34 protein-coding genes are annotated in these 24,812 nt (G+C 45.5%); 6 read left to right on the top strand and 28 right to left on the bottom strand.

Features of this window, described 5'->3' with window-relative positions:
• Nucleotides 1–20 precede the first annotated feature (20 nt).
• Nucleotides 21–839 carry a hypothetical protein gene (locus A2X74_RS10195; RefSeq protein WP_293625759.1) on the top strand — a complete coding sequence of 273 codons (819 nt, stop codon included), beginning with the start codon at nt 21–23 and terminating at the stop codon, nt 837–839.
• Here A2X74_RS10195 and A2X74_RS10190 read toward each other — a convergent pair whose 3' ends face one another.
• Nucleotides 840–1,439: a site-specific integrase gene (locus A2X74_RS10190; protein WP_293625757.1), complete on the bottom strand. Its 600-nt coding sequence runs from the start codon at nt 1,437–1,439 to the stop codon at nt 840–842. It abuts the gene before it with no gap.
• An 816-nt stretch (nt 1,440–2,255) separates the two neighbouring features.
• On the bottom strand, nt 2,256–2,618 hold the full coding sequence (locus tag A2X74_RS10185) for a hypothetical protein (protein ID WP_293625755.1): 363 nt from the start codon (nt 2,616–2,618) through the stop codon (nt 2,256–2,258).
• Nucleotides 2,619–2,784: 166 nt separating this feature from the next.
• On the opposite strand from A2X74_RS10185, the gene A2X74_RS10180 reads away from it, so the two are divergent.
• The 3 genes from A2X74_RS10180 (at nt 2,785) to A2X74_RS10170 (ending at nt 3,677) form a co-directional block, all read left to right on the top strand.
• Nucleotides 2,785–3,231 (top strand): DUF6641 family protein, encoded by a 447-nt coding sequence (locus A2X74_RS10180; protein WP_293625753.1) that lies wholly within the window; start codon nt 2,785–2,787, stop codon nt 3,229–3,231.
• A gap of 139 nt (nt 3,232–3,370) precedes the next feature.
• Nucleotides 3,371–3,514 carry a hypothetical protein gene (locus A2X74_RS10175; RefSeq protein ID WP_293625751.1) on the top strand — a complete coding sequence of 48 codons (144 nt, stop codon included), beginning with the start codon at nt 3,371–3,373 and terminating at the stop codon, nt 3,512–3,514.
• A gap of 1 nt (nt 3,515) precedes the next feature.
• Nucleotides 3,516–3,677: a hypothetical protein gene (locus tag A2X74_RS10170; protein WP_293625749.1), complete on the top strand. Its 162-nt coding sequence runs from the start codon at nt 3,516–3,518 to the stop codon at nt 3,675–3,677.
• Between the two features lie 89 nt (nt 3,678–3,766).
• Here A2X74_RS10170 and A2X74_RS10165 read toward each other — a convergent pair whose 3' ends face one another.
• Nucleotides 3,767–4,966, bottom strand: a complete 1,200-nt coding sequence (locus A2X74_RS10165; protein ID WP_293625747.1) for a porin — start codon at nt 4,964–4,966, stop codon at nt 3,767–3,769.
• A gap of 208 nt (nt 4,967–5,174) precedes the next feature.
• On the opposite strand from A2X74_RS10165, the gene A2X74_RS10160 reads away from it, so the two are divergent.
• Nucleotides 5,175–6,653, top strand: coding sequence for a sel1 repeat family protein (locus A2X74_RS10160; RefSeq protein WP_293625745.1), 1,479 nt, complete (start codon nt 5,175–5,177; stop codon nt 6,651–6,653).
• Here the strand turns inward: A2X74_RS10160 and tatC are convergent.
• The 12 genes from tatC to hisB all read right to left on the bottom strand — a co-directional run bounded on the left by tatC (nt 6,638) and on the right by hisB (nt 13,034).
• Nucleotides 6,638–7,435, bottom strand: coding sequence for a twin-arginine translocase subunit TatC (gene tatC, locus A2X74_RS10155; RefSeq protein ID WP_293625743.1), 798 nt, complete (start codon nt 7,433–7,435; stop codon nt 6,638–6,640). The two genes, A2X74_RS10160 and tatC, sit on opposite strands and share 16 nt — an antisense overlap.
• Before the next feature lie 32 nt (nt 7,436–7,467).
• On the bottom strand, nt 7,468–7,944 hold the full coding sequence (tatB, locus tag A2X74_RS10150; protein ID WP_114654272.1) for a Sec-independent protein translocase protein TatB: 477 nt from the start codon (nt 7,942–7,944) through the stop codon (nt 7,468–7,470).
• A 28-nt stretch (nt 7,945–7,972) separates the two neighbouring features.
• A complete protein-coding gene (gene tatA / locus A2X74_RS10145) occupies nt 7,973–8,203 on the bottom strand; it encodes a Sec-independent protein translocase subunit TatA (RefSeq protein WP_293625739.1) in 231 nt (76 codons plus the stop codon).
• A 16-nt stretch (nt 8,204–8,219) separates the two neighbouring features.
• A complete protein-coding gene (locus tag A2X74_RS10140) occupies nt 8,220–8,576 on the bottom strand; it encodes a histidine triad nucleotide-binding protein (protein WP_215302379.1) in 357 nt (118 codons plus the stop codon).
• A gap of 3 nt (nt 8,577–8,579) precedes the next feature.
• Nucleotides 8,580–8,969 (bottom strand): phosphoribosyl-ATP diphosphatase, encoded by a 390-nt coding sequence (locus A2X74_RS10135; RefSeq protein ID WP_293625736.1) that lies wholly within the window; start codon nt 8,967–8,969, stop codon nt 8,580–8,582.
• An 18-nt stretch (nt 8,970–8,987) separates the two neighbouring features.
• Complete coding sequence (locus tag A2X74_RS10130; protein ID WP_293625803.1) at nt 8,988–9,374, bottom strand: type II toxin-antitoxin system VapC family toxin; 387 nt, start codon at nt 9,372–9,374, stop codon at nt 8,988–8,990.
• 8 nt (nt 9,375–9,382) lie between these two features.
• Entirely contained in the window at nt 9,383–9,643 is a 261-nt protein-coding gene (vapB, locus tag A2X74_RS10125; RefSeq protein WP_293625734.1) for a type II toxin-antitoxin system VapB family antitoxin, read from the bottom strand.
• A gap of 87 nt (nt 9,644–9,730) precedes the next feature.
• Complete coding sequence (gene hisI, locus A2X74_RS10120) at nt 9,731–10,129, bottom strand: phosphoribosyl-AMP cyclohydrolase (protein WP_293625732.1); 399 nt, start codon at nt 10,127–10,129, stop codon at nt 9,731–9,733.
• A gap of 40 nt (nt 10,130–10,169) precedes the next feature.
• Nucleotides 10,170–10,928, bottom strand: a complete 759-nt coding sequence (gene hisF / locus A2X74_RS10115) for an imidazole glycerol phosphate synthase subunit HisF (protein WP_293625730.1) — start codon at nt 10,926–10,928, stop codon at nt 10,170–10,172.
• Between the two features lie 11 nt (nt 10,929–10,939).
• Nucleotides 10,940–11,701: a 1-(5-phosphoribosyl)-5-[(5-phosphoribosylamino)methylideneamino]imidazole-4-carboxamide isomerase gene (gene hisA, locus A2X74_RS10110; RefSeq protein ID WP_015420287.1), complete on the bottom strand. Its 762-nt coding sequence runs from the start codon at nt 11,699–11,701 to the stop codon at nt 10,940–10,942.
• Between the two features lie 20 nt (nt 11,702–11,721).
• Complete coding sequence (gene hisH / locus A2X74_RS10105) at nt 11,722–12,384, bottom strand: imidazole glycerol phosphate synthase subunit HisH (RefSeq protein WP_293625728.1); 663 nt, start codon at nt 12,382–12,384, stop codon at nt 11,722–11,724.
• A gap of 62 nt (nt 12,385–12,446) precedes the next feature.
• Nucleotides 12,447–13,034: an imidazoleglycerol-phosphate dehydratase HisB gene (hisB, locus tag A2X74_RS10100; protein ID WP_062307133.1), complete on the bottom strand. Its 588-nt coding sequence runs from the start codon at nt 13,032–13,034 to the stop codon at nt 12,447–12,449.
• Nucleotides 13,035–13,160: 126 nt separating this feature from the next.
• On the opposite strand from hisB, the gene hisC reads away from it, so the two are divergent.
• Nucleotides 13,161–14,234 carry a histidinol-phosphate transaminase gene (hisC, locus tag A2X74_RS10095; RefSeq protein ID WP_293625726.1) on the top strand — a complete coding sequence of 358 codons (1,074 nt, stop codon included), beginning with the start codon at nt 13,161–13,163 and terminating at the stop codon, nt 14,232–14,234.
• Between the two features lie 2 nt (nt 14,235–14,236).
• Here the strand turns inward: hisC and hisD are convergent, their stop codons facing one another.
• From hisD to A2X74_RS10030, 13 genes are all read right to left on the bottom strand, one after another.
• Nucleotides 14,237–15,559 carry a histidinol dehydrogenase gene (gene hisD, locus A2X74_RS10090; protein ID WP_293625724.1) on the bottom strand — a complete coding sequence of 441 codons (1,323 nt, stop codon included), beginning with the start codon at nt 15,557–15,559 and terminating at the stop codon, nt 14,237–14,239.
• A 12-nt stretch (nt 15,560–15,571) separates the two neighbouring features.
• Nucleotides 15,572–16,198 (bottom strand): ATP phosphoribosyltransferase, encoded by a 627-nt coding sequence (gene hisG / locus A2X74_RS10085; RefSeq protein WP_293625722.1) that lies wholly within the window; start codon nt 16,196–16,198, stop codon nt 15,572–15,574.
• Nucleotides 16,199–16,218: 20 nt separating this feature from the next.
• Nucleotides 16,219–17,493, bottom strand: coding sequence for a UDP-N-acetylglucosamine 1-carboxyvinyltransferase (gene murA, locus A2X74_RS10080; RefSeq protein WP_293625720.1), 1,275 nt, complete (start codon nt 17,491–17,493; stop codon nt 16,219–16,221).
• 33 nt (nt 17,494–17,526) lie between these two features.
• A complete protein-coding gene (locus A2X74_RS10075) occupies nt 17,527–17,775 on the bottom strand; it encodes a BolA family protein (RefSeq protein WP_215334184.1) in 249 nt (82 codons plus the stop codon).
• Between the two features lie 64 nt (nt 17,776–17,839).
• Nucleotides 17,840–18,628: an ABC transporter permease gene (locus A2X74_RS10070; RefSeq protein ID WP_293625718.1), complete on the bottom strand. Its 789-nt coding sequence runs from the start codon at nt 18,626–18,628 to the stop codon at nt 17,840–17,842.
• Complete coding sequence (locus tag A2X74_RS10065; protein WP_363925357.1) at nt 18,625–19,377, bottom strand: ABC transporter ATP-binding protein; 753 nt, start codon at nt 19,375–19,377, stop codon at nt 18,625–18,627. The genes A2X74_RS10070 and A2X74_RS10065 overlap by 4 nt, the downstream gene beginning before the upstream one ends.
• 1 nt (nt 19,378) lies before the next feature.
• A complete protein-coding gene (locus A2X74_RS10060) occupies nt 19,379–19,639 on the bottom strand; it encodes an STAS domain-containing protein (RefSeq protein ID WP_299765556.1) in 261 nt (86 codons plus the stop codon).
• Between the two features lie 34 nt (nt 19,640–19,673).
• Nucleotides 19,674–20,321, bottom strand: a complete 648-nt coding sequence (locus A2X74_RS10055; protein ID WP_293625714.1) for an ABC transporter substrate-binding protein — start codon at nt 20,319–20,321, stop codon at nt 19,674–19,676.
• 72 nt (nt 20,322–20,393) lie between these two features.
• Nucleotides 20,394–21,134, bottom strand: a complete 741-nt coding sequence (locus A2X74_RS10050) for a VacJ family lipoprotein (protein WP_293625712.1) — start codon at nt 21,132–21,134, stop codon at nt 20,394–20,396.
• A gap of 2 nt (nt 21,135–21,136) precedes the next feature.
• Entirely contained in the window at nt 21,137–21,619 is a 483-nt protein-coding gene (gene mlaD, locus A2X74_RS10045; RefSeq protein ID WP_293625710.1) for an outer membrane lipid asymmetry maintenance protein MlaD, read from the bottom strand.
• A 21-nt stretch (nt 21,620–21,640) separates the two neighbouring features.
• Complete coding sequence (gene mlaE, locus A2X74_RS10040) at nt 21,641–22,438, bottom strand: lipid asymmetry maintenance ABC transporter permease subunit MlaE (RefSeq protein WP_293625708.1); 798 nt, start codon at nt 22,436–22,438, stop codon at nt 21,641–21,643.
• On the bottom strand, nt 22,435–23,301 hold the full coding sequence (locus A2X74_RS10035; protein ID WP_293625706.1) for an ABC transporter ATP-binding protein: 867 nt from the start codon (nt 23,299–23,301) through the stop codon (nt 22,435–22,437). Before A2X74_RS10035 ends, mlaE begins: the two co-directional genes overlap by 4 nt.
• A 10-nt stretch (nt 23,302–23,311) precedes the next feature.
• A complete protein-coding gene (locus tag A2X74_RS10030; RefSeq protein WP_293625704.1) occupies nt 23,312–24,775 on the bottom strand; it encodes a glutamate synthase subunit beta in 1,464 nt (487 codons plus the stop codon).
• Nucleotides 24,776–24,812: the final 37 nt, after the last annotated feature.

Genomic DNA, 24,812 nt, shown 5'->3' with positions numbered 1-24,812 from the left:
AGCGTACATTGCAGTACGCTGTGTTGTTTGACTTACGCGCCATCAAATGCAGTAGCAGCATTGATGATAGCCAGTACATACATCAACTTACTTACAATGCGTTGCGTGATCTTCCATTTCGCCTAATCAATGATACGGAGTACGCATCATTACGCTTAATCAAAGCTGCACTGGTATCTGTGATTGCACAGCGTGCTGTGCCAAAACAAAAAATGCTTGCGGCATTGGGAAAAGAGCGTTACTTGGAATACGTGCAAAGCTACGACTGGGATATTTCACATGTAGAAAGTCATTGGACCGCAACAGAAAGCATGCCCAGTGTTTTGTATGATTACATGCAGTATGTAAAAGACGGTGACAAATATACTCGTCTTGCCAACTTGTTTCGTCGTTCTATTAAACGGGACGCTAATGGCAAAACAGCATTTCAGCGCATGGAAACAAAAGCAGAGTCTTGTTACGAAGAAGCAGTTATGTTACTTACCAATGCAATTGACACCAACCCACTGCGTAATCCCATGCCTGATGTACAACAATCACATGAAATACAACGTTGGTTAGATCGTGACGTCAATTGTGAACTTGGTTTTGAGCCTGATGCTTGTATTACAGGTGTTCCGCGCATTCGTGGGAGCAAAAGTAAATTCGCACAGATGTCTGTTGCACCTGCAGTTGGTCAGCGACTGCGGCAATATTGGCGACAACGCGAAGCATTGGTGCAAGTTGCGCTGGAGTTACTGTACAGTCAAGAACACATTGTAGATGCTAATGATCATGGTTTGGAGCGTTCTGGTGAAATGCTCAAAGAACGACTTGCACAACACAAGTTACGTAGTTAATTAAGCTACCTGCAAACTAAAGCAGTCTACGGCACGTCTTTTTTGCTCGTCATTTACCGTAACATAACGGTTAGTAGTCGCAATGTTCTTGTGTCCTGCCAAACTGGCAAGTACAAACACACTGATGCCTGAATTACTCAAGTTAGTAATGAATGTGCGTCTACCCGAATGGCTGCTAGCACCAAATACCCGTGCACGACGGTACAAGTAATGAAAGTGCTGGGTCAGTGTGGAAGCAGTAAATGCATTACGAATACCACGTAGCGTATGAAATAGTGGCATGTCATCACCAATATCACCCTGCGCATAGATGCGTGCTGTTAAGTACAGACTAAGTTCACGCTGCAACTGCGTACTGACAAACACCGTGCGTGCATGTCCATGCTTGACACGCTGCGCGGACAAGAACACCTGCGTTTTAATACTGCCATCGGTATTGCGCACATCCCCTACCGTTAATTGCGCGACTTCAGACACGCGAAGCCCCGCTAAGACCGTAAACAAAAACATCAATCGGTTGCGGGTTGCGTATGTACGTGTAGTGATGTAATTTAAAACTGCATCAATATCGTGCTGTGTCAGTGATTTTGCTTGTGCCATGGGTTTCTCCAAATAATGTGTGCGTTTTTAGTATGTATTCTTATGCGCTAGCAGAGCAACCTGAACATGTATATGGGTTGTATGTCATGCGTTTCTATATAAAACAGTTACTTATGCCACTGACCAAAGAGTTTGTGCATTCTATTTGGTCATGTATTTAGCGCAAATTTACATGCACAGGTGTTTTATTCGTGGCATTTAGACGACAGCACATGCAACACATCAAAATAACGCTGTAGCGTGTGCACGTATTCTTGCTGGTATTGCGTTGTTTACCGCCCCGATCTGCGTGTGTGCAGGTGTTTTGAGGTGTTGCTGCGTAGTGCTGCCCAAAATCAGTTCGTAGCCCTGTATTTTTGTACTGTAGTTTTCGCAGGTGTAGTAGACCTGTAGTATTGGTGAATTACATCTAACTGGTAGTGTGAAAGCAAACTGCGTTTGCTTGTGTTTCGCAAAAACTTCGTTTTCGCTCACACCGTTTTCTGTGAATAATTTATCACATGATAAAAGAAAGCCGAAAGCAACGCAGTTGCTTTTGGTGCAGTTAGCTTGACGGAGAATGTTCTAGTCATACAACGGCTATAGCGGAGAAATACTCTGTCGCTATTAGTCGTTGCATGGTGCTTGACGGTAAAAAGTCCCTGCACACACAGTAGATTGGTTTTTACGGGAGAAAGATGTTTGAAACTCCCAACCCATTACACGCATTGGTTTGCGTATGAACGGGAACTGCTTAACCCATGGCATTATCTGCTTATGCGTTGCACCGCAATCTACTGTGTTGATGCAACAAGCCCAGTCTCATTAGCCGTTATATTACAAACTGGTTTTTTGACCTTTCTTTGTGCAGCGTCTATCTGCTGTTTGATATAACTTACGGTTAACCTGTGCGCATATCCGAAATACAGCACGGGCATGTTGCTCACGCAGTTTGCTGCGCGACTTGCCAAATGCCATTTTCTGTAAAAACCCATTTAATACCGTGGTGTTGTACGTACATAGATAGCGTGCGTGGTGCTGAATGGTAATACGTGCCATTTTCTGCGCTTGCAACAAGCAGGTTTGCACATCCGCATCCATAAATTGCTTGGCAGTGATGTGTTGCTGTGCAATCCATATATCCGTTTTAGCGGTATCTTTATGGGTACGTGCGTTTAGCGTGTAAGTTAAATCATCCATGCAAGTATTTAGCACTGACCAAACATTAGCTCATTAAATGTGATGCGTTATTAGGTGGTTTTAGAAGATTTTGGGCAAATTGATGTGATCAAGCAGATTTCGGTCGCGCAATGCACTAATCCGAAAATACAGTTGTGCTGTCAACATAACTAAAGGAGCTGACATCATGACAACATCCGCACTTTCAGCATTAAAACTAACAGATGCACGCAAACCGCAACAAATTCCGCAAGTGGTACAACGCAGAAACAAACTGGCAAAACGGGTTTGGCAACAGATTGAATTGGCTAAAGCGGAGGAACAAGGTATGCAGTTCCGTGTTGCCAAGTTCAAGTCGTACACAGACACGGAAACTGGCTTACGCAAACAAATCGAACAACATGTCACCGTCAAACCGTGGTGGTTTACAACACAGACTGGAAAGTTGGCAATTAGCGTGCGTTACGGTAGTCGCGTATTGGAACTTGCACGTGGCAAATTTGCAGTGGAAGTGGCACAAGCTAAAGATTTAACTGCCACACTAGATGCAATTAAAACTGCTGTACTTGCTGGTGAACTAGATACACAAATTGATGCTGCTGCAACAAAACTGCGTGCGGGGTTTGCGAAATGACTGAAATCTTGCTGAATTCACTGGGTTTTGCAATTATCTAGTGCGCTGACAAGAACCCCGGTTTTAAAGACGAGACACTATGCCAAGATGCTTTCGCGTTGTGTGCACATCAGCAAACAACAACACAATAAATATTGTTATGAAACAATTTCGTGCAACTGTGAGAGCAAGCGGTGTTGTAGTAACCACTGTGGTGTATGCAGAAAACACCACGTTCGCCACGAAAATACTGCAAGCACTATTTGGTGCAGGTAATGTCATCAGCATTCCTGCGGAGATCTAACATGCGCATCTCAGAAGTGATTAAACCGCCAACACCAGAGCAGCAGCGTATCAAAACTATGCAAGCACAGGTTCGGCAAGCACAACAGCGTGTAAAGCAAGAACGTATCCGTCAACAACAGGTCAAACTTAATCAACAGCGAAGTAAAGTTGCTAGCGTGTAGTGAGTTCTGTAAAGAAAAAACCCACTGTGTTGCCACAGTGGGTTAAGTGATGCCAAACTAATTATCAACTAGCCTAAGCTAGCATCCAATTAGAAAGTGTGACGTACGCCAAGAGCATAGTTGTTTGCATTGTAGCTATTGTTAGCAGAGCTTGCGATCGAGCTAACGTTTGAAGTTTGGCTTGCACCAAAAATCGCATACAAGTTTGTACGCTTGCTGAGCCAGTAGTTCGAACCTAACTGGTAACCAGTAAAGTTTGCTGTTGGCTCGCCAAGACCAAACGCTTGATTGCGGCCGTTACCTACAGAAGCCCAACCTTCAATTTTTGGTGTAATGAAGCTACGAACACCGATCTGCTGTGCAGAGCGCTTGAAATACTGGTTGCTGTTCAGGTTGGAAGTAATCTTACGGTTACTGTACTGTGCAAAAGCCTTCAAGATGCCGAAATCATATGCAGCAGCAGCGTACATTTGGTTATCAGTTGAGTTCACGCCAGCAACAGTTGCTGTTAGGCTGGAGTCAGTTTCGTTTTTGAAGGATTGGTAATTAGCCGATACCAATAATTTCTTCCAAGTGTAATCAACGCCCAATCCATAACCTGTAACGTTGGTTGTACCACCAACGCCTACATTTGTAGCTTTAACAGCCGGTGTAGACGATGCTGGATCAAGGGCGTAAGTAGTTGTGTTAGCGCCTTGGTTTTCATTTTTATTGTTTGCTGCATAAAATGCTGTGCCTTTAAAGCCAGCAAATGTGTCTGACTCGAGCTTTAACATGTTGTTAGAGCGAATGGTGTAACCAATGTTGTTTTGGTTTGCATTGGATGCGTTTGCAGCATTCAAACCAGAAGACTGTGGGTAAATTACATCGCCAACGATGTTGTTGTACTGACCGGCAGATGTTTTACCAATTGCTGTGTGGATTGGGGTGTACTGTGTACCAATCATTGCAGCGCCAAGGCCATTCTTCTTCAAGCCAACAAATGCTTGACGGTTATTCCAAGTAGAAACTGTGCTTGAGTTAGGGCTCAAACCTGTTTCAAATGTAAAGAAAGCAGAAGTGCCGCCGCCCAAATCTTCAGTGCCCTTAAATCCTAAACGGGAACTTGTTTCAGCTGACTGTCCAACGAGGCTGACAGTTTCAGCGGAGTTTTTTCCAGCTGCGGTTGACTTAGCGTTACCGCCAACATAACCAACATCCAAAATACCGTAAACAGTCACTGATGACTGAGCTTGAGCTGCGCCAGCAAATGCTGTCATTGCTGCAACTGCTAATAGCGATTTTTTCATTCTTTAAATCTCCATAAATTGAAAGTAATGCCCAAATAAAACTGGGACCTACGAATTTTGCTTGTTTTGCCCTGCCAGACTGAGGGTCAGGGTATTTAGGAGCTCTTTTTGCTTGTCAAAAGGCAGTTTTTTGGCTTTCTTCGTTGTATCAGGACAACAAGGGCTTTGATTTCTGTCTTTTTAAGGCCTGGAATGCCAAAATTGTCATATGGCAAGCCGTGAATTCCTAAAAATCCTCCAATTAGCCCGTATTGGTGACGTTTCTGCGCAACAAAATTTAGCCTCCGCTTATCTTACGGGTGCTTTTAAAACCCCAATCCAGCCTGCTAATGCCCTGATTTGGTTAGAAAAATCTTATTTTTCCATTCAAAATCAATTAGTTAGCCAGTTGAGCTCAAGTGATGCTGAAATTGCTGTCTTAGATAGCTCTTCCCCAGAGATTTTGGAGATGCTGGAGCAAATCTCGACCGTTCCACTGGAGGGAACATTTAATTCACCGGCATTTACTTTTGGGTGGGAATCATTCTGGAAGTTAGCTAAGGCCAATATTGATGCAAGTTACGTAGCGCAATGGCAGCTTGCAGAACTTTTACTGAATCCCGCTAAAAAAGACTTACAGGCTGAGCTCTCTAACTGGCTTTTGAAGCAAGGCAAAGGTGGTGATGACTTTCTGTCTCTGCAAAAGAAAGCAAAAGAGTTTTTATTGGGTCTGGCAGATTCTGAAACACCATTTACTAACAATGCAAAAGAACTACTCATTAAGCTACAGCCAAAAGATGAAGCGCTCTCCTCACTTTGGAATGCCTGGCTCTCTGATAAAAATGAGGCAGCACTGATACAAGCAGCAGAACTTGGGCTAACGATTGCCAAACTGACACTGGGATTACGCCTAGCGCAATTCAATGAAGTTGATTCTGCTTCAAAAGATGCTACTGGGGTGAGTGGTAGCAAATCCAATGCCTCCCTCAAAAAAGCAGCCTACTGGTTAGAGCTTGCAGCAAAGGATGGTGATCGTGATGCTTGGTTTGCTTTAGGTGAAATTTACCGCCGTCCGCAATTCTCTGGTTACAACGCGGCTGAGAGTGATCGCTGTCTTGATCGTGCGGCAGATTTAGGTCATCCAGTGGCTCAATTCAAAAGAGGCGCCAACCTCTGGCGCAAACGCGAAAAAGTTGAAGAGAAGGTTCGTGGCCTGCAAGCTTCTTATTGGATTTGGCAAGCACACCAACAAGGCGTTCCCGAAGCAAAAGAATTACTTGGGAAAATTCTGGAGAATGTCTCCAGCCCAAAGAACAATGATTGGTTTGAATTAGCTACTTATGCTGAAAAGGCATTAAACCATCACGCCGAACACAAATTAGATGAAGAGTGGATCTTGCTATGTCACCGACTCATCATCGCCAATCAATTTAATTTGAGCAAGGCTGAGCTATTACTGTGCGAGGTTGGGCAGTTACAGCACGAACATTGTGTCGTTGTCGATATTCGCCACGAGCTACCAAAGATACTGCCTAGATTAATTCAGATTGATACCACACAGCAGCGTCGCTCTTTGCTTGCAGCGGGAAAAGTATTTGCTGGAAGCGAATCAGACTTAGAAGGTAATTTAAGACAAAGACGCTATCGATTTGATCGAGTAACTGAGTGGCTGACTACTACCTTCTCACAAGATCAAACGGTTGCTTGAGTATCTGGGTTTGTTGTTGTGCCAGCCTCGTCGTCTGTCGACTTAGGGATATAGAAACGAGCGATCAGAAGCCCGAGTTCGTAAAGCAAGCACATAGGTACAGCTAGCAGTAATTGAGACAACACATCTGGTGGCGTCACAATTGCTGCAATCACAAAAGCGCCAACAATCACATAAGGACGAATCTCCTTAAGTTTGGCTAGTTGGACCATGCCCATGCGAACCAGCACCACCACAACAACCGGAACCTCAAAGGTAATGCCAAAGGCCAAAAAGGTTGTCATTGCAAAGCCAAGATATTTATCAATATCAGTCGACATTTCAGCGCCTAAGGGGGCGTTATAGCTAGCCATGAATTGAAATACCGTTGGGAAAACTAAGAAGTAAGCAAAAGCCATCCCGAAAATAAAGAGGCTATAGCTACTGATAACCAAAGGCACTATCAACTTACGCTCATGCTGATAAAGGCCGGGGGCAATAAACGCCCATAACTGATACATCACTACTGGCAGAGCAATCAAGAAAGCAACCAACATCGTGACCTTCATCGGCACAAAGAATGAACCAGTCACATCAGTCACAATCATCTTGCCGCCTGCGGGCAATGCTTGAAGCAGTGGCTGGGCAAACAAATGAAAAATATCTGGCGCCCAATAAACTAAGGAAACGAAAACTACAATAATTGCAATCGCTGACTTGATGATGCGATCACGCAGCTCAAATAAATGTGACAAGAAGGATTCTTGTAGTCCGGAATCTTCTGTTGAATTATTTTGCGTCATTGATATTCGTATTTACTTTTCTTTGGGCTAATTTATTTGCCCGCGCTGTGGTGAAAGCGCTTCATCCGTGCAGCCCCAGACTGAACTCTTGTGCGCATACCAGTCGAATGCTTGAACCAAACAGGTCTAGCAGCGCGCTTCACACCCCAACTCTTTCGACCTTGGCGTATCGATTTTTGCAGTACTTCTTTTTCATCAAGAGGAGCTCTCGTAAAATGATTTTCAAAGATGTCTGCTTGATCGCTAAGATTAGCGCCAGCTTCTTGAGTAGCAGATTGAATAGAGTTCTCAACATCTTTAAAGGCAGAGACACTTTCTTCGCGGAGTTTCTTAAACTCCTCTACATCCATCTGTCGACTGACTTCAGATTTGACATCAGCCATATAGCGCTGCGCTCTTCCAAATAAGTTACCCGCCATACGGGCAATTTTTGGAAGTCGCTCCGGGCCGACCACTACCAATGCAACTACTGCAATGAGTGCAAGCTTTGAAACTCCGAGATCAATCATTGCAGCTACGCATTATTTCTATCAACAATTATTTATTGATGTCTTTTGCCTGAACATCCACAGTTTTCTCTGGTGATGTAGCAGCACTCTGAATTTGCTCTTTTGGCTCTTCAGTTCCCTCAGGCGTTTTCATGCCATCTTTGAAACCCTTAACAGCACCACCTAAATCTGTGCCGATATTGCGCAATTTTTTGGTACCGAATACCAACATCACAATTACTAAAACAATTAACCAATGCCAAATGCTAAATGAACCCATTTTTAATCTCCTCGGACTATTTTTTCCAGGGGCGCGGACCGCCCATCACATGCAAATGCAAGTGATAAACCTCTTGCCCACCATCTGCACCATTATTCACTACCAATCTAAAGCCGCCATCTTTTCCAGGACGGCAACCCTGCTCCTTGGCGAGACGCGGTGCTAACTCCATCATTCTACCTAGCAATGGCGCATCAGCCACTTCTGCAGATTCCAGCATAGGGATATGTTTTTTAGGAATCATCAAAAAATGGACAGGGGCGGCAGGATTAATATCTTTAAAGGCATAAATCTCCTCATCCTCGTACACTTTTTGGGATGGGATTTCACCCTTGGAAATCTTACAAAATAGGCAATTTGGGTCGTGGGACATCAATTACTCCTTGCTTGCAGCTTTTCTGGCGGCTTTTTCTTCGATGCCTGAGGTGCCGAGACGGCGCTCTAACTCAGTAATCACGTCTTCTGGCCTCAAACCAAACTGAGAAAGGGCAATTAGGCAATGAAACCAGAGGTCCGCCATCTCGCCTATCAAGAGTTTTTGTTGTTCAGGGGCTAAATTGGCATTTCGAGCATCCTTGGCAGCCATGACTGCTTCGGTAGCCTCTTCACCAATTTTTTTCAAAATACCGTCATCTCCCTTGGAAAAGAGTAGGGCTGTATAAGAGGTCTTGGGATCAGCTTGGCCGGCCTTAAATGCATCACGTCGCTGGTCTACTACATCAGCCAGATGAGACAAAGCGGAATCTAAATTTTTAATGTTGTTCATTGAAGCGTTCTAGTAAGACTATAGCGTCCAGTCCTCTACCTTTAATTTATGAACCCGTTTAAATGCTTGGTCATTTGTCACTAGAACAGCGCCAACCTGAGAGGCATGTGCGGCAATTTGCATATCAAGCGGACCAAGTAAATTTCCTGAGGCCTCTAATTGTGACCTTAAAGAGCCGTAACACTCAGCTACATCGCTATCCCAGCTCAACACGTCAACTCGCTTTAAAAACTCTCGAACCGCTCTGTGAAGATTAAGGGCATTTGGTTTTTTAGCCAAACCGTATAAAAGCTCACCTTCAGAAATCACAGATAAGCATAATCTATCCATAGGCAGACTTGAGATTCTTTTGCTTACTTTTGGATTTTCTTTTATGAAACTACTTACCGTATTAGTATCGAGCATGTATTTCATTACTTATCGATTCCTACAAAAGGATCTCGATTTTGCGAGCCTTGATTTCGATCTTCGGGGCTCAAAAAGTCTGCTGGAATACCCCCGCCCTTCAAAGCTAGAAAAAAATCATCCCAATTTTCCGGCTTTCTAGACAAAATTAAATCGCCAGTTTTGGTGTCACGCCGAATAAACACCTCTTTTTCCTCAAAACGAAAGGCGGCCGGTAAGCGAATAGCCTGACTGCGCCCATTCATAAAGACTTTTGCTGTTTGACTCATCATTTGAACCCCTTGGTATATATCAAAGTATATATCATTTTAAATCATAAGGGGTTTAAAGAAAATCTTAAAAACTAATGATTTATGTCAGATCTTGCTGATTTTTCGCCAATTTGAACTGATTGGATCCCACTCCTGAAAGAAACAACTATGTTCCCCAGTATGACAAGCAATTCCGTCCTTCTGCTCAACCATTAAAAGAATAGTGTCACCATCACAATCAAGGCGAATTTCTTTTACTTTTTGGGTGTGACCGGATTCTTCACCCTTGTGCCACAACTTTTGCCTTGAACGCGTCCAATACACCGCCTCGCCTAAGCGCAAGGTAGCCAATAAAGCATCACGATTCATCCAAGCCATCATCAAAATGTCTTTACTGCCGACTTCCTGAGCGATTACCGGAACTAAGCCCTGCTCATTCCAAGTTACGGCCTCAAGCCATGCGCCGGCCTCTAGGGATTCAACTGGAGTGAAGGAATTTTTCATACTCATCTTCGAATGATTTTCTTAGTGCATCTATCTGTACTTAAATGCGAACAGGAATACCCTGGCTCGCCATATATTCTTTTGCTTGACCAACAGTGTATTCACCATAATGAAAAATACTGGCTGCAAGAACTGCATCGGCATGACCTTTGGTAATGCCATCGACCAAGTGCTGCAAATTACCTACGCCGCCAGAGGCAATCACTGGAACGCTCACTGCATCGCTCACCGCGGCAGTTAAGCCCAAATCAAAACCATCTTTACTACCATCACGATTCATGCTGGTGAGAAGAATTTCCCCCGCACCACGCTTAGCCACTTCAGAAGCCCATGCAACAACATCCATACCAGTAGCAGTTCTACCCCCATGGGTAAAAACCTCCCAATTGCCTGCTTCCGTTTTTTTAGCATCAATGGCAACCACGATGCACTGCGAACCGTAATACGCAGCTGCATCCGACACCAATTCTGGATTCGCTACCGCAGATGAATTCATGCTCACCTTATCGGCGCCAGCGTTCAGCAAGCGCCGCACGTCAGCTACCGCGCGCACACCACCACCAACAGTCAGAGGAATAAATACTTGAGATGCAACATCTTCAATGATGTGCAATATCAGATCTCGACCGTCTGAGGTTGCCGTGATATCTAAGAAGGTTAACTCGTCAGCACCCTGTGTGTCATAGCGCTTGGCAATCTCGACAGGATCGCCCGCATCACGAAGCCCAACAAAGTTCACGCCTTTCACAACGCGCCCTGCCGTGACATCAAGGCAAGGAATAATTCGTTTAGTGAGCACTATTAAACAATCTAAATAATTTTCTTAGCAAACTTCAGAGTTAACTCATCAGCATATTTTTGTGCTGCAGTTAAATCTAAATCGCCAGCGTAAATTGAGCGTCCAGCAATAACACCCATGACGCCTTCAGCTTCGGCTTCACATAAGGCTTCAATATCTTGATTATTGGATAGACCGCCACTGGCAATCACCGGGATCCGAATAGCTTGGGCTAATTTAATCGTGGCATCCATATTGATGCCCTTCATCATGCCATCCCGGCCGATGTCGGTATAGATGATTGCTTCAACACCGTAATCTTCAAACTTTTTTGCGAGATCAATTACTTCATGGCCGGTGATCTTGCTCCAACCATCTGTTGCGACTTTGCCATCACGGGCATCCAGACCCACCATGATGTGGCCAGGAAAGGCAGTGCAGGCATCTTGCACAAAGCCAGGACTCTTTACTGCTGCAGTACCAATAATGACTGTACTAATACCGTCATCTAATAATCGTTCAATCGTTTCGAGATCACGAATACCACCACCCAGCTGAACTGGTATCTCATCGCCTACCGCTTTGAGAATAGATTTAATCGCAGACTCATTCTTCAACTTGCCAGCAAATGCACCATTCAAATCGACGAGATGTAAACGACGTGCGCCCTTACTAATCCAATGCGCAGCCATCGCACCTGGATCTTCAGAAAACACAGTGGCTTTATCCATGTCACCTTGTTCGAGTCGAACGCAGTGGCCATCTTTTAGGTCAATCGCGGGAATCAGCAGCATAGCGGTAGCTTAGAGAAGTATTAAGGTTGCCAAGAAACAAAATTTTTGTATAGCTTTAATCCGTATTCTGCACTCTTTTCCGGATGAAATTGTGTTGCAAAAATATTATCCCTTGCAATGGCAGAAGTAAACCAATCGCCATATTCAGTTGAGCCCGCAATATCTTCTTTGCGTTGCGGCACAACATAGTAACTATGTACAAAATAAAAGCTGGTCAAGTCAGGTATGCCATCCCATATTGGGTGCTGACGATCCTGACGCACTTGGTTCCAACCCATATGGGGCACTTTGTAAGCAGAACCGTCTGGCTGTAATTTGCCAGCTAATTCAAAACGTCTGACCTCACCCGGGATCAATCCCAAGCAAGGTGTCCAGGCGGCATTAGAGTTGGCTCGCACTTCAGCGCTTTGATCAAATAGCATTTGCTCACCCACACAAACGCCTAGTAAGGGTTTATTTTTAGCGGCATCTAATAGCGCCTCCAATAAACCAGACTCTTGGAGATGCTTCATGCAATCGGGCATAGCACCCTGCCCTGGGAGCACCACCCGCTCTGCAGAGATAATTTCTTCAGGGGTGTGCGCAATCAGGACATTCGCATCTGGAGCCACATGATGAAAGGCTTGATACACGGAACGTAGGTTACCCATTCCGTAATCAACGATCGCAATGGTTTGCGCCAATTGTTAGCCTATGTTCTGTAGTTTGTTGACAGTCTTCTACTCAACACTAGAAATTTTCTAGATTAGAGACTGCCCTTAGTAGAAGGAACAACACCAGAAGCGCGTGGATCAAGCTCCAGAGCCATGCGCAATGCACGTCCAAAAGCCTTGAACACGGTTTCAATCTGGTGGTGAGCATTAATGCCGCGTAAATTATCGATGTGCAAAGTTACGCCAGCGTGATTCACAAAACCACGGAAGAACTCAATACTGAGATCAACATCAAAGTCACCCACACGTGCGCGGGTAAATGGGACGTTGAACTCTAAGCCTGGGCGACCAGAAAAGTCGATAACAACACGAGAAAGGGTTTCATCCAAAGGCACATAAGAATGGCCGTAACGAGTGATGCCCGCTTTATCGCCTACCGCTTTAGCAAATGCCTGACCCAAGGTAATGCCCACATCCTCAACAGTATGGTGATCATCAATATGGGTATCGCCCTTAGCAACCACTTTAAGGTCGATCATGCCGTGACGGGCAATTTGATCCAACATATGGTCTAGGAATGGTACGCCAGAGGCTAGCTCAGCTTTACCTGTGCCATCTAAATTGATAGCAATTTGAATTTTGGTTTCCGAAGTGTTTCGGGTAACGTCGGCTTGCCGCATGCTTCAGTGCGCCGCGAGGCGAAGTGTTGATTGAAGCCTCATAATATCATTCCTATTACAGATATAAATGCTGATTTTATTTGCTGGTGTTTATTCATTTTTGCTGATTTTTGACTAGAGTCCCTCATGAGCCGCTTTTGGAGCCCCGTTGTTCAGACCCTCACCCCCTATGTTCCCGGGGAGCAGCCGCAAATGCAGCGACTGGTAAAGCTCAACACCAATGAAAGTCCTTATGGCCCATCGCCCAAGGCCCTAGCCGCTATAAATCAACAAAACACGGATGATTTAAGGCTCTACCCAGACCCTGAAGGTGCGGCTCTTAAGAGGGCTATTGCCGATTTACACGGCTTGGACCCAAAACAGGTGTTTTTAGGCAATGGCTCTGATGAAGTCCTGGCACACGTATTTTTAGGCCTGCTCAAACAAACCAAACCCGTTCAGTTTCCAGATATCACCTATAGCTTCTACCCGGTTTATTGCAAGTTATTTGGGATTGAGTACCAAGCAGCCCCCCTAGGCCCTGATTTTGAGATTAAGACAGGGGATTTCAAAACCCCCAATGGTGGAATTATTTTCCCCAATCCCAATGCACCAACTGGTCGCGCTATTCCGCGATCAGATATTGAATCCCTGTTGAGCAGAAATACCGATTCCGTAGTGGTGATTGATGAAGCCTACGTGGATTACGGAACCGAGTCTTGCATTCCCCTGCTTCGCGGAAATTCGTGTCCAGAAAACCTCCTAGTCGTCCACACCCTCTCTAAGTCACGCGCCCTAGCAGGATTGCGCGTTGGATTTGCAGTGGGGCATCCAGATCTCATTGAAGGTCTGGAGCGGGTAAAGAATAGTTTTAACTCCTATCCACTTGGTCGTTTGGCTCAAGCAGGAGCAATTGCTGCAATCCAAGATCAAGCCCATTTGGAATCCACAAGCAAAAAAGTGATTCACACTCGTGAGCGCTTAGTGAATGAGCTGGCCTCGCTGGGTTTTGACACCCTGCCGTCGACAGCCAACTTTATTTTTACGCGCCATCCAAAACATGCCGGCGTGAAGCTGTATCAAGCTTTACGCGATCGTGGAATTATTGTGCGTCACTTCAAGTCACCGCGTATTGAAGAATTTCTGCGCATTACTATTGGCACGGATGATCAAACAAATGAATTGATTGCAGCTCTGAAAGAAATTCTAGCAAGCGCCTAAGTTTATTTTTTCAGTCGCATCTCAGCAGCACGGGCATGAGCGGTTAAACCCTCACCGTGAGCGAGAGTACTAGCGACAGCACCTAATGTTTGAGCACCCGCCTCACTCACTTCAATCATGCTTGAGCGCTTGATAAAGTCATACACACCCAAAGGCGAAGAAAAGCGAGCAGTACGTGCTGTTGGTAAAACGTGATTTGGACCTGCGCAATAATCACCCAGAGATTCACTGGTGTAGTTGCCCATAAAGATAGCGCCAGCATGACGAATCAACTCAGCCCATTTACGTGGCTCAGTTGCACAAATTTCTAAATGCTCAGCAGCGATGGCATTGGCAATCTCACAAGCCTCGCCCATATCTCTTACCTGAATCAATAAAGCACGATTAGCAAGCGATGCTTCAATCACTTTCTTTCTTGGCATCTCGGGCAGTAGCTTATTAATACTTACTTGCACTTGCTCAATAAATTTCTCATCTGGGCAAAGCAAAATAGATTGTGCCAACTCATCGTGCTCTGCTTGAGAAAATAGATCCATCGCGATCCAATCGGGATTACTAGAACCATCGCAGAGAACCAAAATTTCTGAAGGGCCGGCGATCATGTCGATACCAACAGTACCAAACACTCTGCGCTTAGCAGCTGCTACATAGGCATTACCGGGACCAACAATTTTGTCCACTGGCGGAATAGTCTGCGTGCCATAAGCTAAGGCACCAACAGCTTGCGCGCCCCCAATCGTAAAGACACGATCAACCCCAGATAAGTAGGCAGCAGCCAATACCAAGGGGTTGCGAGCGCCATCAGGAGTGGGTACCACCATGATGACTTCTTTTACACCAGCAACCTTGGCAGGAATAGCATTCATTAATACTGAAGAGGGATAAGCCGCTTTACCGCCAGGAACATAAATGCCCACGCGGTCTAAAGCCGTGACTTTTTGACCCAAGCGCGTGCCATCAGCCTCTTCATATTCCCAAGAGTGACAACCTGCTTCGATCTTTTGTTTCTCGTGATACGCGCGTACTCTCTGCGCAGCAATATCAAGAGCATTTTTTTGCTCTACTGATAAGCCTTCATAGGCATTTTTTAATTCTTCTTGAGAAATCTCTAGCTCTGTAACTCTAGCAACATTTAAACGATCAAACTGTTTTGTGAAATCCAGCACCGCCACGTCGCCATTGGCTTTTACTTGCGCCAAGATCTTGACTACTGCGGCATCAATCGCCTCATCATCTGCCATCGGCAAAGAAAGGCTTGAAAGCAGGGTTTCTTTAAACCCAGCATCTTTGCTATTCAGCCGTTTGACTTTAACTTGCGCTGACATTTGAATATTTGCTTATTTCAACAATTCAAAGAATGGCTGCAACTGTGTACGCTTACGCTTATACGAAGCCTGATTAACCACTAAGCGTGCACTGATATCGGCGATTGGTTCAACCTCAACCAAACCATTGGCACGCAAGGTATTGCCAGTGGACACCAAATCCACAATCGCATCTGCAAGGCCAACCAATGGAGCTAACTCCATTGAGCCATATAAATGAATCGTATCGATGTGTACGCCTTTATTAGCAAAGTGTTCACGTGCACAATTGACATACTTGGTAGCCACTTTTAAACGAGATCCTTGCTTTACTGCAGCCGCATAATCAAAGCCTTCTTTAACGGCAACTGACATACGGCATTTAGCGATGTTCAAATCAAAAGGAACATATAGACCATCGGTGCCGCTTTCCATTAAGACATCAAGGCCGGCAACTCCAAAATCAGCTCCACCAAACTGAACATAGGTCGGCACATCTGAAGCACGCACAATAATCAGGCGGACATCAGGATTGGAGGTCTCAATAATGAGCTTGCGTGACTTTTCTGGATCCTCAAGCGGACGAATACCGATCTTAGATAAGATCTCAGCGGTTTCTTCGAAGATGCGCCCCTTCGAGAGGGCTAAAGTTAACTTCATGGACTAATTATCTATCAGGCTTACTTGATCCGCTGAATGTTGGCCCCCAAGAGGGTCAACTTTTGCTCCATACGGTCATATCCACGGTCCAAGTGATAAATCCGATCTACCTGGGTTTCGCCTTGAGCAGCCAAGCCTGCAATTACCAGGCTGGCTGAAGCACGTAAATCCGTAGCCATCACGATAGCCCCAGATAACTTCTCAACGCCCTGCGCAATAGCGGTGTTACCCTCAATTGCGATATCAGCCCCTAGGCGGTTCATCTCTTGAACATGCATAAAGCGATTTTCAAAGATGGTTTCAGTGATGGTGGCGTTGCCCTCAGCAATAGCATTGACCGCCATGAGCTGAGCCTGCATGTCCGTCGGGAAAGCCGGGTACTCAGAAGTGCGGAAGCTCACAGCCTTGGGGCGACTTTTCATGGAGGCTTTGATCCAATCAGGGCCCACTTCCATTTCTAAGCCAGCCTCTTTGAGTTTCACAATCACCGCATCCAATGTATCTGGACGACAGTTCTTGACTAGCACTTCACCGCCAGCAGCAGCAACTGCGCATAAGAATGTGCCAGCCTCAATTCGGTCAGCAATCACAGCATGTTCTGCGCTATGGAGCTTCTCAACACCCTCAATGACTAGGCGATCCGTACCAATACCGGTAATCTTCGCACCCATTTTGACGAGCAACTCAGCTAAATCCCCTACTTCAGGTTCGCGTGCAGCATTTTCCAAAATGGTCGTGCCGGATGCCAAAGTAGCAGCCATCAATAAATTCTCTGTACCAGTTACGGTGATCATGTCAGTCAATATAGAAGCACCTTGCAGACGACCCGTAGCAGATTTGGTTTCTGCCTGAATGTAACCACTCTTAATCTTAATGGTGGCACCCATGGCTTTTAAGCCCTTGATGTGCTGATCCACTGGGCGTGCACCAATAGCGCAACCACCCGGCAAAGAAACCTTGGCACTATGCATTCTGGCGAGTAAGGGGCCTAGAACCAGAATAGAAGCACGCATGGTTTTCACCATCTCATAGGTTGCTTCAGAGCTTTTAATATTGGCTCCGTTTAGTACTACGCAATTACGATTATTCGCATCCGGAAAAGCGACAGTCACACCAATTTCTTGCAAGAGCTTGAGCATGGTACGCACATCTTGCAAGTCAGGAACATTACGCAAAGTGATGGGCTGGTCTGTGAGCAAGCAAGCACACAAAATAGGTAGCGCTGCATTCTTTGCGCCAGCAATCACTACTTCGCCCTTGAGCGGAGTGCCGCCAACCATTCGTAATTTATCCATGAATCTATTCCAGTAAAAAGCTAATGTCGTATTTTAAGTTGGGGTGTTTTGTGCGAACTCTTCAGGAGTAAATGCCTTGATTGATAAGGCATGAACTTCTGCTTTCATACGGTCACCCATAGCTCCATAAACTAATTGGTGCCGCTGAATCAAACGCTTACCCTCAAACTCTGGGCTCACAATCGTGGCAAAAAAATGTTGTCCATCACCTTCCACTTTGACATGGGTACATGCAAGGCCTTGCTGAATATAGCCTTCAATTTGTTCTGGGGTTGGCAACATCACAATCTCCTGATTTCTAATTTCTTAACAATGTTTCAATATGCATTTAAGGAAAGATCAATAGCTAGTTCCTGAGCTTGTAGCCTTTTTGCAGTAAGCGCAGAGCAATCGCTGACACTACGACAAAGAAACAGGCCACAATGGCCAAACTATTCCAAGGGGATATATCTGATACTCCAAAGAAGCCATAACGGAAACCATCGATCATGTAGAAGAATGGATTGAAGTGAGATACCACCTGCCATGCTGCCGGCAAAGAATGAATCGAATAAAACACGCCCGACAGCATTGTTGCTGGCATGATGATGAAATTCTGGAAAGCAGCTAGTTGATCGTATTTATCCGCCCAGATACCGGCAATTAAACCCATGCTTCCCAAAATTGCAGCGCCTAACAGAGCAAATGCCATGATCCAAAAAGGATACTCAAAAGATGGCATAGCAAACCATGCCGTAATGAGGAGCACGCCTGAGCCAACAACAATCCCACGAAACACCGCAGCCAAGACATAAGCCGCATAAAACTCTAAGTGGCTAAAAGGGGCAAGCAAAACAAAGACTAAATTGCCAGTCACCTTCGATTGAATGAGTGATGAAGAGGTATTCGCAAATGCATTCTGCAACACGCTCATCATGACTAAGCCTGGAATCAAAAAGGCTGTGTAGTTCAAGCGACCATAGACCTCTTTGCCTTCCAGCACATGTCCGAAAATCATTAAATACAAAACAGCAGTGAGTACTGGCGCAGCAACCGTCTGAAATGCTACTTTATAAAAGCGCTTAATTTCTTTGCGGAGCAATGTTGGGAAGCCGCTGCCATAAGAAATGGGTAATTTATTCAAAGTGGATTTCATCGAGCGCCTCCCGACATGATGTTGACAAACACATCTTCGAGATCCGTCTTGCCCTCGCCATCCTTTTTCACCGAGCCATACTGACTCAATAAATTGGCGGTAGTGTCCAAAGCCACAATCTTTCCTTGCTTGAGCATGGCAATGCGCTGACACAATGCCTCAGCCTCTTCAAGGTAATGGGTTGTTAAGACGATCGTGTGGCCATCTTGATTTAATCGACTAATGAATTGCCAGAGAGATTGGCGCAACTCTACGTCAACACCTGCTGTTGGTTCATCCAAAATAATCACAGGCGGCCGATGAACCAAAGCCTGTGCTACCAATACTCGGCGCTTCATGCCGCCAGATAGGGAGCGCATATTGCTATCAGCCTTATTGGTCAGATCCAAATTAGCCATGATCTCGTCAATCCAAGCATCGTTATGACGAATGCCAAAATAGCCCGACTGAAATTGCAGCGTCTCTCTTACCGTAAAGAAGGGGTCAAATACCAACTCTTGCGGCACAACCCCTAGCATCCGGCGAGCATCACGAAATTGACCCTGAACATCAGCGCCCATAATTGCAGCGTGACCACGATCCGCAGTCACTAAGCCAGCCAAAATGGAAATGAGCGTTGTCTTCCCAGCACCATTAGGGCCAAGTAAGCCAAAGAACTCGCCCTGCTCTATTGATAAGGAGACATCATCAAGCGCTTGTAGGGCGCCATAATTTTTTGATACGTTTTTTATCGATATTGCTGCATGCATGCTATGACAAACCTAGCAACTCAGCAACGCCATATACGCTAGCCAATACAGTTAATTTTTCTGGTGCGTTTTTTACTGAAATCCGTAGACCATCCGCTTGTAATTTTTTCTGCCATGCCAACAAAACTGTTAGCACGGTGGAGTCAAAATCTTTGAGATTGATGCAATCTACGGTTTGTAATGACGCAAGATTTAAAAGCCCATCTTTCTCCAACTGCAGCACGTTGCTCTGTGTCACTGAAATGGGCAATAAAAATGGCATCTGATAATTATCTTTGATTGATCTTGTGAGGTCTTTAATTTGCAGGCTTTACAGCAGCAAGCTGCTTATTGCGGTCTTGCAAGAACTTCACTAAACCTTCGACACCATTCTGGCTAATCTGATTAGCGAATTGATTGCGATACGCCTCTACCAGCCAAACACCCATGATGTTCATGTCATAGACCTTCCAGCCGTTAGGTGTTTTTTCTAGGCGATAGTCGAGCGGTATGGGATCACCACGACCAATCACTACAGTCTTCACAACGACCTCTTTATCGTCCGGAGCTGCACGCAAAGGCTTAAATTGAATTGTCTGATCACGCAATTGGCTTAAAGCGCCTGAATATGTGCGAATTAGAAGACTCTTAAATTCATTCACCAGTTGAGCCTGCTGCTCTGGGGTAGCTTTTTTCCAGTTAGGTCCCATTGCCATTTCAGTAGTGCGGCGCATATCGGTATAGGGAACAATTTTCTTATCCACTAACTCCACGATACGCGGGATATTCCCTTTTTGAATTTCTGGATCAGACTTGACGGAGGCCATTACGTCAGAAACTACAGTCTTAATCAAACCGTCTGGCGTTGACTGATCAACCGCTTGCGCAGAGACGCTGCCGGCAAACAAAAACAAGCTTGATAGCAATACGGCAAAGCATTTTTGAATGGTTTGATGGCTTTTCATGTGTCCTCGATTAATGCTGGTCATTGAAGCTCATTTTAGCCCTTAAAGGAATCGGGCTGGGCTTGACCGCCTTTATTCGTAGGGGTTTTCGTAAACCGGCATGAGGGGCTCCCTATCTTCCCGCCCTTCATTAATTTGATATTCGCGTCGCTGAATATAGGCATCCCGCATAAAGCTATATTTATCAATAGCCGCTCCATCTAATAGATCGCCCGCTTCATAATAGGTATTGCGGGCATTAACTACCCGCAAACCAGTAATGCTATTGCGAAGAGCAACATCTGGCAGCAATCTAAATAAGTAATCAGACTCCATGTCAGCCGCAGTACCAAAGGTATCGCGCACATTGCTTGGTCCAAAGAATGGCAAAACAACATATGGTCCCGATGGAATGCCCCACACACCAAAGGTTTGACCCCAGTCTTCCTTGTGTTTTGGCAATCCACCAGGGGTCGCCATATCAATCAAGCCACCCAGACCAAAGGTGGTATTGACCACCACCCTCATCAAATCACTAAAGGCATAGTCAGGTTTGCCCTGTAAGAGGTTCTGTAATGCTGTGTAGATATCACTGTAGTTACTAAAGAAGTTGTAAATACCGTCACGCACAAACTCCGGCAAGACAAAACGATATCCAGCAACTACTGGTTTGAGCAAATAGGCATCCAAGCCCTCGTTAAATTCAAAAACGGAGCGGTTAAACGGCTCCCAAGGATCCTGTGGGGACGGCTCAACGCCCGCAGGAATTGATGCACAACCAACCATACCAGCAACTATACCAAGCAGTGCTATACGTTTAAGCTTTGCCAGCATCATTATTTGGCTGCACCTTTGTCTTGACCGCTATCAGCCGCCTTGTTGTACAAGAACTGGCTGATTAGATTCTCAAGAACCACTGCGGACTGCGTCTGAGTAATCTTATCCCCGGAAGCCAACATATCGTCGGAGCCACCGGCCTCAAGACCAATGTATTGCTCGCCCAACAAACCTGAGGTCAAAATCTTTGCAGAAGAATCTTTAGGAAACTTATAGGTATCTTCAATCGTCATGGTGACGGTTGCTTGATAGGTCTTGTCATCAAAAGAGATATTGGCAATACGGCCAACAACTACACCTGCACTCTTGACTGGTGCGCGTGGCTTGAGTCCACCAATATTGTCAAATCTGGCAGAGATTTTATAAGTAGGCGCAAAAGAAACAGCATTCATATTGCCGACCTTTAATGCAAGAAACAAAGCAGCCAGCAAACCAATGGCTACAAAGATTCCAACCCAAATATCAATTGCACTTTTTCTCATAAGAGTCCCAGTTTATTCTTTCTAATTCGAGAACATCATTGCAGTTAGCAAGAAGTCCAATGCTAAAACCGATAAGGAGGAAATCACCACCGTTCTGGTGGTAGCTTGTGATACGCCCTCAGGCGTAGGTTTTGCCTCATAACCCTGATACAGCGCTATAAAGGTCACCGCCACACCAAATACCAGACTCTTAATCAGGCCATTACCAATATCAGAGAAGAGATCTACCCCGCCCTGCATCTGAGACCAGAAGGCGCCAGAGTCCACGCCAATTAGTGGCACCCCAACAAAGTAGCCGCCCATCACACCAACAGCTGTAAAGATCGTTGCCAAAATCGGCATCGCAATAATGCCCGCCCATAAGCGCGGTGCAATCACACGACTCAATGGATCTACCGCCATCATTTCCATGGCACTGAGCTGTTCGCCGGCTTTCATCAAGCCAATCTCTGCAGTGAGAGATGTGCCAGCACGGCCAGCAAATAGGAGAGCCGTAATCACTGGGCCTAATTCACGAGTGAGCGATAGCGCAACCAATAAACCGAGAGCTTGTTCCGAGCCATAACGATTGAGCGTGTAATAACCCTGCAGACCCAAGACGAAACCAACGAATAAACCAGATACCGCAATGATGACAAAGGAGTGATTACCTACAAATAGAATCTGATCAGAAACTAAACGGGGTCTTTTTAATAAAAAGCCGGAACGCCAAATCACTGCAGCAAACATGCGAGCAGCAAGGCCAAGACTCGTTAAGTTACGACGAACAAAAAAACCGAGGTCACCGAAAAGATCTAAGGTCTTATGAAGGATACTCATTTCAGGCTCACCCCAAAATCTTCTGCAAGGCTTTGACCTGGGTAATGAAATGGCACAGGACCATCCGGTGAGGCATCTAGGAATTGGCGTACAAACGGATCGCTTGAGCGACTCAATTCTTCTGGCGTACCTTCTGCACCAATGCGACCATTAGCAATGAAATAAACGTAATCGGCAATTTCAAATGTTTCCTCAACATCATGTGTCACCAATAGACTAGTCGCACCCAGAGCTTGATTTAAGTTGCGGATCAAGCGCGCAGTAATGCCTAACGAAATTGGATCCAAGCCAGCAAAAGGCTCGTCATACATGATCAAAGGGGGATCAAGCGCAATCGCCCTTGCTAGAGCAACACGGCGTGCCATTCCGCCAGAAATTTGCGAAGGCATTAAATCACGTGCGCCACGCAAGCCAACTGCATTTAGCTTCATGAGTACTAGTGAGCGCAATAACTCTTCGCTTAAATCGGTATGTTCACGCAAAGGAAAAGCGACGTTTTCAAAAACGCTCAGATCGGTAAAAAGTGCACCAAACTGAAAGAGCATTCCCATGCGACGACGGGCGGCCATTAAGTCGGCGCCATTCATTTTGCCAATATCTTGGCCTTCAAATAAAACTTGTCCAGACTGTGCGGCGAATTGACCGCCAATGAGTCTCAGAATAGTAGTCTTGCCACAGCCGGAACCACCCATGACGGCAACAACCTGCCCACGGCGGAACTCCATATTGAGTCCCGAGAGAATTTGCCGCTCCCCGGGAGCATAGGAAAAGTTGACGTCCTTAATTTGAACTACAACTTCGCCATGGCCACCGCTAGAGGTTTTTTGCTTCACTTCCACCGAGTTGGAGTGGCTACTGTTCATATCCTCGATATTATCGCGGCAGAACAGAAGACCCCATTAAATACTCGTCTACTGCTTGAGCAGCTTGGCGACCTTCACGAATCGCCCAAACCACCAAAGACTGTCCACGGCGCATATCGCCAGCAGCAAAGACCTTTGGAACATTGGTTTGATAGGCATTTTGGCCATCAACTGTGGCTTTTGCATTGCCGCGTGCATCTTTTTCAACACCAAAGGCATTCAGAACCTGGGCTGCAGGTGATACAAAGCCCATTGCTAAAAATACTAAATCTGCCTTAATCTCAAATTCAGAATTTGGCATTTCTGTCATCTTGCCGTCTTTCCACTCCAAACGCACACAAATGAGCTTCTCTAATTTGCCGTCCTTACCTTCAAAGCGCTTAGTGGCAACTGACCAATCGCGCTCACAACCCTCTTCATGTGATGAAGAAGTGCGCAACTTGGTTGGCCAGTAAGGCCATACCAAAGGCTTATTTTCAGTTTCTGGTGGCTGTGGCAACAATTCAAATTGAGTAATCTTGGCGGCACCATGACGATTGGATGTGCCCACGCAATCAGATCCGGTATCACCACCACCAATGACAACAACATGCTTACCAGCTGCAGAAATTTCGTTTTTGAAATCGCCTGCGTTTTCTTTGTTCTGAGGAATCAAGAATTCCAAAGCGTAATGAACACCCTTCAACTCACGGCCAGGAACTGGCAAGTCACGTGGCTGCTCAGATCCACCGCTAATCACAACAGCGTCAAAATCTTTCATCAACTGATCAGGTGAAACAGTTTTTGTGGAATAGTTTTTAACTTCGGCGCCAATCGCCTCTTTACCCACAAATACGCCAGTCTCAAACTTCACACCCTCGGCTTGCATTTGCTCAACGCGACGGTCGATCAACCACTTTTCCATTTTGAAATCAGGAATACCGTAGCGCAACAGCCCGCCGACACGATCATTCTTCTCAAATACAGTAACGTCATGGCCCACGCGTGCCAATTGTTGCGCAGTTGCCATGCCAGCAGGGCCACCACCAACAACAGCTACCTTCTTACCTGTCTTAGTTTTGGATGGTTGCGGCTTAACCCAACCATTTTCCCAGCCCTTATCAATAATGGCATGCTCGATAGACTTAATACCCACCGCATCACTATTAATTCCTAAGGTGCACGCTGCCTCACATGGTGCAGGACAAATACGGCCAGTGAATTCAGGGAAGTTATTGGTTGATTGCAAAACATCCAACGCATTCTTCCAATCACTATGAAATACCAAATCATTGAAATCAGGGATGATGTTGTTTACTGGGCATCCGTTATTACAAAATGGAATGCCGCAATCCATACAGCGTGCGCCCTGTACTTTGGCCTCTTCATCCGTTAATGCAGCAACGAACTCTTTGTAGTGGTGGAGGCGTTTAACGGGAGCTTCGTAGGTTTCCTCTACGCGCTCAAACTCCATAAATCCAGTGACCTTACCCATATCGAATCCTTAGTATCTTTTCTTAATATCTATATTG

Source organism: Polynucleobacter sp. GWA2_45_21, assembly GCF_001830325.1.
Lineage (GTDB): Bacteria > Pseudomonadota > Gammaproteobacteria > Burkholderiales > Burkholderiaceae > Polynucleobacter.
The sequence above is the reverse complement of the archived record's forward strand: the minus strand, read 5'-3'. Positions and strand labels throughout refer to the sequence as shown.

What these genes read in the sequence shown, in the direction of transcription:
- A2X74_RS10190 (WP_293625757.1), bottom strand. Translation starts at nt 1,439, where the DNA reads ATGGCACAAGCAAAATCACTGACACAGCACGATATTGATGCAGTTTTA.
- A2X74_RS10185 (WP_293625755.1), bottom strand. Translation starts at nt 2,618, where the DNA reads ATGGATGATTTAACTTACACGCTAAACGCACGTACCCATAAAGATACC.
- A2X74_RS10180 (WP_293625753.1), top strand. Translation starts at nt 2,785, where the DNA reads ATGACAACATCCGCACTTTCAGCATTAAAACTAACAGATGCACGCAAA.
- A2X74_RS10175 (WP_293625751.1), top strand. Translation starts at nt 3,371, where the DNA reads ATGAAACAATTTCGTGCAACTGTGAGAGCAAGCGGTGTTGTAGTAACC.
- A2X74_RS10170 (WP_293625749.1), top strand. Translation starts at nt 3,516, where the DNA reads ATGCGCATCTCAGAAGTGATTAAACCGCCAACACCAGAGCAGCAGCGT.
- A2X74_RS10165 (WP_293625747.1), bottom strand. Translation starts at nt 4,966, where the DNA reads ATGAAAAAATCGCTATTAGCAGTTGCAGCAATGACAGCATTTGCTGGC.
- A2X74_RS10160 (WP_293625745.1), top strand. Translation starts at nt 5,175, where the DNA reads ATGGCAAGCCGTGAATTCCTAAAAATCCTCCAATTAGCCCGTATTGGT.
- tatC (WP_293625743.1), bottom strand. Translation starts at nt 7,435, where the DNA reads ATGACGCAAAATAATTCAACAGAAGATTCCGGACTACAAGAATCCTTC.
- tatB (WP_114654272.1), bottom strand. Translation starts at nt 7,944, where the DNA reads ATGATTGATCTCGGAGTTTCAAAGCTTGCACTCATTGCAGTAGTTGCA.
- tatA (WP_293625739.1), bottom strand. Translation starts at nt 8,203, where the DNA reads ATGGGTTCATTTAGCATTTGGCATTGGTTAATTGTTTTAGTAATTGTG.
- A2X74_RS10140 (WP_215302379.1), bottom strand. Translation starts at nt 8,576, where the DNA reads ATGTCCCACGACCCAAATTGCCTATTTTGTAAGATTTCCAAGGGTGAA.
- A2X74_RS10135 (WP_293625736.1), bottom strand. Translation starts at nt 8,969, where the DNA reads ATGAACAACATTAAAAATTTAGATTCCGCTTTGTCTCATCTGGCTGAT.
- A2X74_RS10130 (WP_293625803.1), bottom strand. Translation starts at nt 9,374, where the DNA reads ATGCTCGATACTAATACGGTAAGTAGTTTCATAAAAGAAAATCCAAAA.
- vapB (WP_293625734.1), bottom strand. Translation starts at nt 9,643, where the DNA reads ATGAGTCAAACAGCAAAAGTCTTTATGAATGGGCGCAGTCAGGCTATT.
- hisI (WP_293625732.1), bottom strand. Translation starts at nt 10,129, where the DNA reads ATGAAAAATTCCTTCACTCCAGTTGAATCCCTAGAGGCCGGCGCATGG.
- hisA (WP_015420287.1), bottom strand. Translation starts at nt 11,701, where the DNA reads ATGCTGCTGATTCCCGCGATTGACCTAAAAGATGGCCACTGCGTTCGA.
- hisB (WP_062307133.1), bottom strand. Translation starts at nt 13,034, where the DNA reads ATGCGGCAAGCCGACGTTACCCGAAACACTTCGGAAACCAAAATTCAA.
- hisC (WP_293625726.1), top strand. Translation starts at nt 13,161, where the DNA reads ATGAGCCGCTTTTGGAGCCCCGTTGTTCAGACCCTCACCCCCTATGTT.
- hisD (WP_293625724.1), bottom strand. Translation starts at nt 15,559, where the DNA reads ATGTCAGCGCAAGTTAAAGTCAAACGGCTGAATAGCAAAGATGCTGGG.
- hisG (WP_293625722.1), bottom strand. Translation starts at nt 16,198, where the DNA reads ATGAAGTTAACTTTAGCCCTCTCGAAGGGGCGCATCTTCGAAGAAACC.
- murA (WP_293625720.1), bottom strand. Translation starts at nt 17,493, where the DNA reads ATGGATAAATTACGAATGGTTGGCGGCACTCCGCTCAAGGGCGAAGTA.
- A2X74_RS10075 (WP_215334184.1), bottom strand. Translation starts at nt 17,775, where the DNA reads ATGTTGCCAACCCCAGAACAAATTGAAGGCTATATTCAGCAAGGCCTT.
- A2X74_RS10070 (WP_293625718.1), bottom strand. Translation starts at nt 18,628, where the DNA reads ATGAAATCCACTTTGAATAAATTACCCATTTCTTATGGCAGCGGCTTC.
- A2X74_RS10065 (WP_363925357.1), bottom strand. Translation starts at nt 19,377, where the DNA reads ATGCATGCAGCAATATCGATAAAAAACGTATCAAAAAATTATGGCGCC.
- A2X74_RS10060 (WP_299765556.1), bottom strand. Translation starts at nt 19,639, where the DNA reads ATGCCATTTTTATTGCCCATTTCAGTGACACAGAGCAACGTGCTGCAG.
- A2X74_RS10055 (WP_293625714.1), bottom strand. Translation starts at nt 20,321, where the DNA reads ATGAAAAGCCATCAAACCATTCAAAAATGCTTTGCCGTATTGCTATCA.
- A2X74_RS10050 (WP_293625712.1), bottom strand. Translation starts at nt 21,134, where the DNA reads ATGCTGGCAAAGCTTAAACGTATAGCACTGCTTGGTATAGTTGCTGGT.
- mlaD (WP_293625710.1), bottom strand. Translation starts at nt 21,619, where the DNA reads ATGAGAAAAAGTGCAATTGATATTTGGGTTGGAATCTTTGTAGCCATT.
- mlaE (WP_293625708.1), bottom strand. Translation starts at nt 22,438, where the DNA reads ATGAGTATCCTTCATAAGACCTTAGATCTTTTCGGTGACCTCGGTTTT.
- A2X74_RS10035 (WP_293625706.1), bottom strand. Translation starts at nt 23,301, where the DNA reads ATGAACAGTAGCCACTCCAACTCGGTGGAAGTGAAGCAAAAAACCTCT.
- A2X74_RS10030 (WP_293625704.1), bottom strand. Translation starts at nt 24,775, where the DNA reads ATGGGTAAGGTCACTGGATTTATGGAGTTTGAGCGCGTAGAGGAAACC.